This is a genomic window from Rathayibacter sp. AY1A3 (assembly GCF_002930975.1).
Classification (GTDB): domain Bacteria; phylum Actinomycetota; class Actinomycetes; order Actinomycetales; family Microbacteriaceae; genus Rathayibacter.
Genome location: NZ_PSTO01000022.1, coordinates 48071 through 57575 on the forward strand (window position 1 = coordinate 48071; position 9505 = coordinate 57575).

Genomic DNA, 9505 nt, shown 5'->3' on the forward strand with positions numbered 1-9505 from the left:
ACCGGGAGACCGGTGACCGCCGGGGGGCGCTGCTGGGTGCTGGTCATTCCTGGCTCGCCTTCTCGTCGGGGAACACGCGCCGCTGCACGGCCGTGATGATCAGCACGATCGCCAGCAGCACCACGGCCATCGCCGACGCGAGGCCGACCTTGGAGTAGCGGAAGGCGGTGTCGACGGTCTGGATCACGAAGGTCTCGGACCCGTTCGCGCCGCCGGTCATGATGTAGGGCATCTCGAAGGCCGAGAGCGCCCCGGCGATCGCGAGGATGAAGGACAGCCCGAGGATGCGCCGGATGCTCGGCACGATGATGTAGCGGAACTTGTCGAACGCGCTCGCGCCGTCGAGATCCGCCGCCTCGTACTGCTCCTCCGGGACCGACTGGATAGCACCGAGGAACAGCACGAAGTTCAGCCCCATGTAGCGCCAGACCGAGGTGGCCGCGAGGGACACGTTGACGACGGAGGGGTCGCCGAGCCACTGCGGGGTGTTCTGCACGCCGAAGACCCCGAGCACCGCGTCGAGCGTTCCGTCCGGGCGGAAGAAGTAGAGGAACATCAGCCCGATGGCGACGCCGTTGATCAGGTAGGGGAAGAAGATGACGCCCTTGAAGAAGTTGCGGAACCGGGTGCGGAAGCTCAGCAGCGTCGCGAAGAAGAGGGCGAGGCCGAGCTGCGCGATCGCGCCGGCGAGGTAGAACAGGCTGACGAAGAAGACCCGGAAGATCTCGGGCCGCGTGAAGATCTCGACGTAGTTCTCGAGGCCGACGAAGGTCTTGTCGGGGTCCAGGCCGTCCCAGTCGGTGACGCTGTACCAGAACATGTTCGCGACCGGGATGTACGTCAGCACGACCAGGAACGCCAGCGGGACCGCCAGGAAGAGCCAGGGGGTGATGCGCCTGCCGGTGAGGCGCTGCCGGCGGCGGGGCCGGATCCGCTTGCTCGCTCCGACCTCGATGGGCGGAGCGTCGGTGATCGCCATGGTCGATCCTTCCGTCGTTCGGGGGTGCAGGAGCGGTGGGGCTCCGGAGGGAGGGGGCGGGCGGCCGCGGGAGGCGGCCGCCCGCGGGGACTACTCGGCGACGTCGGCGCGGGCCGCGGCCCAGCGCGAGTTGAGGTCGGCGAACAGCGACTCCTTGTCGCCGGCGCCCGCACCGCGCGCGGCGTCGATCAGCTCCTGGCGGTAGGCGTTGCCGAACAGGTCGATCTCGGCCTCGTTGGCGATGTCGTTGATGACCGCCTCCTTGCCGACCGGGTCCGGGGCGAGCTCGAGGTACTGCACGCCGAGCGCGTCGAAGTCCGCGAGGGTGTCGGGAGCGGGGTCGCTGATCACGGGGCTGATCGCGCCCTGGCTCTCGGCGTAGCCGGACTCGTTCGTGAACCAGTCGATCCACGCGCGGGCGGTGGCCTTGTTGTCCGAGTTCTTGTTGATGGCGAGGAACTTGTCCGAGGCGGTCACCGAGGTGAAGGTCCCGTCCTGCGCCCACGGCATCGGCCAGAAGCCGATGACGTCGCGGGACTTCCCGGCCTTCTCGGCCGCGTCCTGCATCTGCGAGACGGCCCAGGAGCCGAGCACCATCGAGCCGATCTCCCCGCTCGCGAGGAGGTCCTTCGACTCCTCCCAGTTCGTGGTGGTCGGGTCCGCCTCGCTGAGGCCCTGCGCGACCGTGTCGTAGAGCAGGCCGTCGATGTTGTACTGGTCGTTGCCCTCGGTCCAGGGCGCGTCGTCCGCGATCATCTCGGTGCGGACGTCCGCCCCCTGCACCGTGCCGAGGTTGCCCTCGATCGTCGCGAGGGGCCAGCCGTCCTTGTAGTTCGTGTAATAGGGGACGACGCCGTCGGCCTTGATCTTCTCGAGGTCGGCGAGGTACTCCTCCTCCGTGGCGGGCGGATCGGTGATGCCCGCCGCGGTCCAGACGTCGCGGTTGAACACGTAGCCCATGGCCGAGCCGAAGGTCGAGACGCCGTAGGCGGTGCCGTCGAACGAGCCCTCGTTGGTGAAGCGGTAGGTCTTCGACAGCTCCTCCGTCGAGCCCAGCGGCTCGAAGTAGTCGGAGTAGTCGTCCTTGGTGACGTTGGAGCTCGGGATGAGCAGCACGTCGCCGTAGTCCTTCGAGTTCAGGCGGATCTTGGTGTCGCCCTCGTAGTCGGTCAGGGCCTCGAACTTCACTGTCGTCCCGGGGTACTTCCCCTCGAACGTCGTCGCGTAGTCGGCGAAGGTCGTGTCGACCAGGTCGGTGCGGTTGGTCAGCACAGTGATCTCGCCGGCCGGCTCGCCGGAGTCGTTCCCCGCCGATCCGCCGGAGCAGCCGGCGAGCGCGAGGGAGGACGTGACGGCGACGGCGACGATGCCGATCAGCGTGGTCCTGCGGTTTCTGGTGGGTCGTTGCACGGGTGTTCTCCTCGGTAGGGCGTCGCGGTGCGACGGTGAGTGCAGTGGGTGCGGGACGGAGGTCAGTGACGGGCCTGCCACCAGTGCCGGATCGTCGGGAGGTACTGGCGCACCAGCGACTCCAGCCACGACGGCACGTGGGGGTGGGGCGAGGGTCCGGCCGTCGGCGGCGCGGTGGGAGTCGTCGGCGGTGCGGTGGGCGTCGTCGTCGGCGGGGTGGTCGGCGTCGTCGTGGGCGGAGCGGTCGGCGTCGGCGTCGGGGCGGGCCCGGCGGCGACCACCGTCGCCACGTCGTCGACGGTGAGGACTCCGGTCCCCGATCCGTTCACGTAGAGGGCGTACTGGGTCACCGAGGTCAGATCGAGATCGGCCTCCGGGGCCCACGACGGCGGAGCGAAGGCTGAGAAGGGGACGACGGTCGGCCCCTCCGTCGCCGGGGTGACGGAGGCCTCCCAGTAGGCGCCGTTCGCGACGAACTGCACCGAGAACGGGGCCGCGGCGTCCACGTCGAGGGTCAGCCCGGAGTAGCCCCACCAGTTCTGCGGAGCATCGAACGTCTTCACGACGCCCGCGTAGCCGGCCGTGCCCGTGTCGTAGTCGAAGCGCGCGGCGCTGCCGGCGCCGGAGGGCACCAGCGTCGGCGCGATGGTGCCGCCCCCGCTGTTCCGGACGTAGGCCTCGCGGACCGCCGCGTCGTCGGCGTAGCCCTCGAAGTCGTCGACCACGACGGGCTCCGTCGGCACGGCCGAGGTCTCGAACGAGCGGACCTCGGACACGGTGGAGCCGACGCCGTTCACGGCGGTCACCCGCCAGGAGTAGCGCGTCTCGGGGGCGAGGTCGACGTCCGGGCGGACGGTGGTCGCGGTGAGCCCGGTCGTCTCCACGATCGGGTCGGAGAGGTCCTCCGATGCCGAGAGGGTGAAGCGGTAGAACGCGGCGTCGGCGGCGGGCTCCCACGAGAACGCAGGGGTCGCGGTGATCCCGTCGGCGCCGGCGGCCGGCGCGACGAGCGCGGGGGCGGCCGGGGCGCCGAGCGGAGCGGCGTTCGGCGAGAAGAGGTTCACGGAGCCGATCTGCGGCGTCCACGCCTCGCCCGGGCCCTGCGGCCACGAGACGCGCAGCTGGTTCACGCCGGAGAGGCCGCGCACCGACAGCGTGTACTGCTTCCAGTTCCCGGTGCCGCCGCGGGTGTCGACCGCGATCGGCGCCCACGTCGCGCCGTCGGCCGAGCCCTCCACGGTGAGCGGGGCGACCGGCTGGTCGGGCCAGTACCAGGCCGTCACGTCGGCGCCGCTGATGTCGTCGAAGCTCCAGGTGAGGCTCGCCGGATCGGTGCTCTCGCGCTTCACGCGGGAGACGTCTCCGCCGAACTGCGCGGGCGAGCCGGAGTCGATCGCGAGGCTGCCCGTGCGGGCCGACACCTTCGAGAAGTCGTCGAGCGGGTCCGCGAGGGCCACCGCCTCCGCCGCGCTCGTGACGGTGGCGCGCTCGAGGGTGGCGCTGCCGCTCCAGGAGAGGCGGACGGCGTCGCCGTCGAGGCCGACCGCCCGGAGGGCGCCGCCGTCGACCGTGGTCACGGACGGAGTCCAGGTCGTCCCGTCGGTGCTCGTCGAGACGGTCGCGGCCGAGGGGTCCGAGAGGAGGAACTCGGCGGCGGTCACGCCGTCGCGCTGCCAGGTGATGCTCGCAGCGCCCGTCGCGGCGACGACTCCGCCGGCCGGCGTCGGCTCGAGCCGCGCGTTCTCGTGTGCCGAGCTGAGGGTCCAGGTCTGCAGCGGATCGACGAGCACCGTGCCGGCCTCGGGCGCGGCCACGGGGTCGGAGGCGGGGCCGGGGCGATCGCCCTCGCCGACCGCGACCACGCGGTAGCGCGCTCCGTCGGGCGAGTCGTAGTCGGTGACCGGGGAGGCGGCGGCGGAGACGGCGCCGTCGGTCACGTCGCTCCAGGCACCGCCGTCGACCGAGCGCTGCACGAGATAGCCCTGCGCTCCCGCGGTCCCGCGCCACGAGACGGTGGTGATGCCGTACACCTGGTCGAGGGCCGTGACGAGCGGGGCGCCGAGCTCATGCCGGCCGGGCGTGCTGCCGACGGCCGCGCTGTAGCGCTCGACCGCGTCCACGCTCTCCCGCTCCCGCGGCGAATCGCCCGGGTAGTGGAGGGTGAAGCCGTCGTCGTGCGGGACGAAGCCCCCGCGGTCGTTGTTCCCGAACAGCGACCAGAAGAACATGCCCGAGACGTTCCGGTCGGCCGCGGCCGCGTCGAGCAGCGTGGCGGAGGCGGCCGTCGAGGCGTACTCCCCCGCGATGTAGACCTTGCCCGCGTCCGCGACGGTCCGCGCGTCGGCCGAGACCCGCTCGGCGGTCGGCGGGTAGTAGTGGACGTCGACGATGTCGAGGTCCGGCGACGCGAGGGTGTCGGGATCGATGTCGAAGCGGCGGCCGGCGGCGACGAGCTGCTCCGGGGCCTTCTCCTTCAGGTGCGCGACCTGGGCGTCGATCCACTCGCGGGTCATGCCCTCGAGCTCGTTGCCCAGCTCCCACGCCATGATCGTCGGGTCGTCGACGAAGCGCGTCCCGGTGATCGTGTTCGTGTGGTCGAGCACGTGGTCGACGTAGTCCTGGTATGCCGCGATCGCGGCCGGGTCGGTGTAGAAGTCGTCCGACTCGAGGCCGAGCGGAGTCGTGAAGTCGCGGTGACCGCCGTGGTAGTACTCCCACTGGTCGGTGAGCGGCAGCACCAGGCGGATGCCGAGAGTGCCCGCGTAGGCGACCGCGAAGTCGATGGTGCGGAACGCCTCCTCGTTGTACTCGCCGAGCCGCGGCATCAGCGCGAGCGGGTCGGCGTCGTCCTGGCTGGTCGACGTCATCATGTGCGAGCGCACGACGGTGACCCCGAGCCCGGCCGCCGTGTCGAGGGCGTCCTTGATGCGGAAGTAGGTCGGGTAGTCGATCCCGCCGACGTTCTCGTCGAGGCCGAGCCAGTAGATGTTCGTCCCGCTGGCACGGAAGCGCTCGCCGTCGAGGGTGAGGGCGCTGCCGTCGCGCTGGACGAACGCGGTGTTGGCGCTGGTCCAGTCGGCCGGCGCGGCCTGGGCGGCCTGGGCGGAGGACGCGGTCGCGACGAGGGTCGAGGCGACGACGGCGGCGATCGCTCCGCCGGCGAGGGCCGAGCGGAGGCGGGAGCGCCTCGGGGCGGGCGGTGCTGCGGCACGGGTCATGTGTGTTCCAGGGCTCCTTCGACCGGGGTGGAGGACCGGCTCGCGTCGTTCCGCTCTCGGGATCGGGGCTCGTCGCCCCGCCCTCGTCGGCCGGTCCTCGGACAGACTCCCCTGTCCTCCCCGTCGAGGTCAATATCAAAAGTAAATAATTTATGTAACGAATCGAGACGGCAGTGCTAGCACGCGGGGCGTGGTGACGGCCGTCGACCGGCGGTCGGAGATGCTCAGGCCGCCGGCGCGCCCGTGGATCCGCGCGGGACGATCACGACGGCGGGGCTGCTGATCGCACGGCTCTCGCCACCCGCGATGCCGGCCAGGAGCTCCCGGCCTGCGAGCATCCCGATGACCTGCACGTCGTGCGAGACCGCCGAGAGCGGGGGCTCGCTGAGCTGGCACTGCGCGGAGTCGTCCCAGGCGAGGAGCGAGAGCTCGCCCGGGACGGCGAGACCGCGATCGCGGGCCTCGTCGAGTCCGCCGAGCGCCATCAGGTCACTGTCGAAGACGACCGCCGTCGGCCGCTCGTCGCCGTCGAGCAGGGCCGCCAGAGCACGGGCCCCGGAGGCCCGCGAGTAGTCGCCCCCGGCCGTCGGTCCGGACACTCCGTGCCGCGCGCACTCCTGCGCGAACGTCTCCTCGCGGATGCGCGTGTGCAGCAGCTCCGCGGGTCCGGCGACGCGGCCGAGCCGGGAGTGGCCCTGACCGGCGAGGAAGTCGACGGCCGCGCGCATCGCGTTGTCGTCGTCCGTCCACACCGCGCGGAAGCCGACGGCGGCGCTCGGCGGGCCGATCACGACGGCGGGGAGGCCGAGGCCGCGCACGAACTCCGGCCGCGGATCCCCGTCCTCGAGGTCGACCAGGATCACGCCGCTCACCTCGCCGTCCTCGCTCCACCGCCGATAGGTCGCGAGCTCTGCGTCGGCGTCGGGCAGGACGTTGAGGAGCACCGAGTAGCCCGAAGGGCGGACCGCCCGCTCGACACCGGCGATGAACTCGTGGAAGTACGGCTCCGCGCCCATGATCTCGGTCGCCCGCACCAGGGCCAGGCCGATCGGTCTCGTCCGCGTCATCGCCACCGCCCTTCGTCGCCCGTCCAGAGTAGGGGGCCGATCGGCGGCGGAGCCGTCCCGTACGCTGACGAGCGGAACGGGAGGTGACGGCATGGCACGGCGCGAATCGACACCCGCGGCCCCCGGGAGCCGCGCCCTCGTCGTGGACCTGATCCGCTCCTCCGGGCCGATCAGCCGCGTCGAGCTGACCGCCGCGACCGGCCTCACCCAGCCCGCGATCTCGATGATCGTGCGCAAGCTCCTCACCGACGGCATCGTCCGCCAGACCGGCTCGACCTCGACCGGGGGCAAGCCGCGGCAGCTGCTCGAGATCAACGCGCGGGCGAGGATCGCCATCGGCCTGCAGCTCGGCTTCGAGTCGATCACCCTGGTCGCGACCGACACGGGCGGAGGCGTGATCGCACGCCAGCAGATCGACGGCGCCGCGCTCGCCTCCCCGGAGGAGGTCACCGCGCGCCTGGTCCGGGCCTACGACGACTTCATCCGCGGGACCGGGATCGACCGCGGCTCGATCGCGGGCGTGGCGGTCGTCGCTCCCGGCCCGATCGACCAGGCCGCGGGCCGCGTCCTCGGCCCGCCGACGCTGCACCACTGGCGCGACCACCCGCTCCGCCAGGAGCTCGGCGCCGGTCTGGGCGCGCCGATCCTGCTCGACAACGACGCCGCCGCCGCCGCGATCGGCGAGTTCTGGAGCCGCGGCGTCTCGCGGCACCGCACCTTCGGGAGCATCTACGTCGGCACCGGCATCGGGGCCGGCGTCGTCCTCGACGGCGCACTGCTGCGCGGGGCGAGCTCGAACGCGGTCGAGATCGGCCACGTCACGATCGTGCCGGGCGGGCGCGAGTGCTTCTGCGGCAACGTCGGCTGCCTCGAGCGGTACGCCTCGCCGACGGTGGTCGTGGAGGAGGCGCGCTCCGACCGCGCCGCGTTCGCCGACCTCGACCTCGCCTTCCGCCCCGAGGAGCACGCCCGCGACTTCGACGTGCTCAGCCTGGCGGCGATCAACGGCCATCCGGCGGCCCTCGCCCTGATCGAGCGCGCGGCCGGGCACCTGGCCGACGGCGCTCTGATCCTGGCCAACCTGTTCGACCTCGACGAGCTGGTCCTCACCGGCCCCGGAGTCGCCATCGCCGGATCGATCCACACCCGCGCGATCCGCGCCCGCCTCGACGAGCGCCGCTTCGCCCGCCGGGCCCACCCGATCGAGGTCGAGCTCTCGAGCAACCCGCGCGACGCGGCCGCCGTCGGAGCGTCCTCCCTCGTGCTGCAGAGCACCCTCTCGCCCGGGCACGGGCCGGTGCTCCTGCAGCCCGGAGGGCGCGATGGCTGAGGCCGTCGTCTCCGCCGGCCGGCTGCTCGGGCGGACCGTCGAGACGCCGGACGGAGCGGCGCACGCGTTCCTCGGGGTGCCCTACGCGGGCGACCCCCGGCGCTTCCTCCCGGCTCCGCCGCTCGAGGCCTGGAGCGGACGGCGCGAGGCGCTGGAGCCCGGACCGCGCGCTCCGCAGACGTCGGGTGGAAGCGAGACCGGCTGCCTGACCGTGAACGTCTGGACGCCGGAGGCAGCCGAGGCCTGCCCGGTGATCGTCTGGATCCACGGAGGGCTGCACGTCGCCGGCTCCCCCTCCGAGCCCTTCTGCGACGGAGCACGGCTCGCCGCCCGGACCGGCACCGTCGTCGTGGCGCTCGGCCACCGGCTCGGCGCGCTCGGATTCCTCACCGTGGACCACCTCCTCGGCCACGAGTACCGCGACTCCGCGAACGCGGGCCTGCACGACACCGTCGCCGCGCTCGAGTGGGTCCGCGACGAGATCGCGGCGTTCGGAGGAGACCCCGGTCGGATCACGCTGGCCGGCCAGTCCGCCGGCGCGACGTCGGCCGCGATGCTGCTCGCAGCGCCCCGCGCCGAGGGCCTCTTCGCGCGAGCAGTGCTGCAGAGCGCGAACCCCGAGCGCGTCGGGTCCCGCGAGTACGGCGAGGAGGCGACGGCGGAGCTGCTCGACCTGCTCGGCGCGCCGCCGGAGCGGCTCCTCGACCTGCCCTGGCCTCGCCTGATCGAGGCGCAGGACCGCCTGCTCGCCCGCCGCTCGGCCGCGGGTCCGAACACCGTCGCCGTGTTCCGGGCGGGCCTCGACGGCCGCCTGCTGACCCGCGACCCGGTGTCCGCCGTCGCGGAGGGAGCCTCGAGCGGAGTGGATCTCGTCGTGACGACGAACGTCAACGAGGGCTCGGGCTCCGTCGACCTCCGGGCTCCCGACTCCGTCGAGCTGCGCGCACAGCTCGACCGGCACGTCGCCGACCTGCTTCCGGGAGGGGACGCGGGGGCCTATCGAGAGGCTCTGGCGGCCGACCTGGGCCGCACCCCCTCGGACGCCGAGGCCCTGGAGGCGTGCCTCGCCGACGAGATCTACCGGCAGCCGAGTCTGCGGCTGCTCGACGCCCGGGCCGCAGCGACCGGATCGACGCGCGCCGCCCTGTTCGCCTGGCGCGCCGACGACTCCCGCGGCGCGATCCACTCCCTCGAGCTGCCCTTCCTCTTCCGCAGCCTCGACGACGCCCGTGGCACGATCGGGCCCGCCCCGCAGCGCCTCAGCGACGAGGTCTCGTCGCGCTGGGCCGCCTTCGCGGCGACGGGCGACGCCGGCTGGCCCGAGTACGGATCCGAGCGCACGACGCTCGTGCTCGACGACCCCGTCCGGATCGTCGACGCTCCCCGCGAGCACCTGCGCCGCCTGGTCGCGTCCCACCGCCGCTGATCCCCCCGGCCACTGGCCCCGTCCAGGCGGTTAGGTTAGGTTAACCTTCGCAACCCCCACCACCCCCTTCGAAGG

6 protein-coding genes are annotated in these 9505 nt (G+C 72.6%); 2 read left to right on the plus strand and 4 right to left on the minus strand.

What is annotated here, in order from left to right; translation table 11 throughout:
• Positions 1-43: 43 nt before the first annotated feature.
• From C5C10_RS11455 to C5C10_RS11470, 4 genes are all read right to left on the minus strand, one after another.
• A complete protein-coding gene (locus C5C10_RS11455) occupies positions 44-979 on the minus strand; it encodes a carbohydrate ABC transporter permease (RefSeq protein WP_104258021.1) in 936 nt (311 codons plus the stop codon).
• A 90-nt stretch (positions 980-1069) separates the two neighbouring features.
• Positions 1070-2389: an ABC transporter substrate-binding protein gene (locus C5C10_RS11460; protein WP_104234024.1), complete on the minus strand. Its 1320-nt coding sequence runs from the start codon at positions 2387-2389 to the stop codon at positions 1070-1072.
• 62 nt (positions 2390-2451) lie between these two features.
• Positions 2452-5607, minus strand: a complete 3156-nt coding sequence (locus C5C10_RS11465) for a carbohydrate binding domain-containing protein (protein WP_104329282.1) — start codon at positions 5605-5607, stop codon at positions 2452-2454.
• 224 nt (positions 5608-5831) lie between these two features.
• A complete protein-coding gene (locus tag C5C10_RS11470; protein WP_208543581.1) occupies positions 5832-6674 on the minus strand; it encodes a LacI family DNA-binding transcriptional regulator in 843 nt (280 codons plus the stop codon).
• Positions 6675-6765: 91 nt separating this feature from the next.
• Between C5C10_RS11470 and C5C10_RS11475 the strand changes: the two genes are divergently transcribed.
• Positions 6766-8004: an ROK family transcriptional regulator gene (locus C5C10_RS11475; RefSeq protein WP_104329283.1), complete on the plus strand. Its 1239-nt coding sequence runs from the start codon at positions 6766-6768 to the stop codon at positions 8002-8004.
• Positions 7997-9430, plus strand: a complete 1434-nt coding sequence (locus C5C10_RS11480) for a carboxylesterase/lipase family protein (protein WP_104329284.1) — start codon at positions 7997-7999, stop codon at positions 9428-9430. The genes C5C10_RS11475 and C5C10_RS11480 overlap by 8 nt, the downstream gene beginning before the upstream one ends.
• Positions 9431-9505: the final 75 nt, after the last annotated feature.

Coding starts and splice junctions, on each gene's coding strand:
- C5C10_RS11455 (WP_104258021.1), bottom strand. CDS start 979: ATGGCGATCACCGACGCTCCGCCCATCGAGGTCGGAGCGAGCAAGCGG.
- C5C10_RS11465 (WP_104329282.1), bottom strand. CDS start 5,607: ATGACCCGTGCCGCAGCACCGCCCGCCCCGAGGCGCTCCCGCCTCCGC.
- C5C10_RS11470 (WP_208543581.1), bottom strand. CDS start 6,674: ATGACGCGGACGAGACCGATCGGCCTGGCCCTGGTGCGGGCGACCGAG.
- C5C10_RS11475 (WP_104329283.1), top strand. CDS start 6,766: ATGGCACGGCGCGAATCGACACCCGCGGCCCCCGGGAGCCGCGCCCTC.
- C5C10_RS11480 (WP_104329284.1), top strand. CDS start 7,997: ATGGCTGAGGCCGTCGTCTCCGCCGGCCGGCTGCTCGGGCGGACCGTC.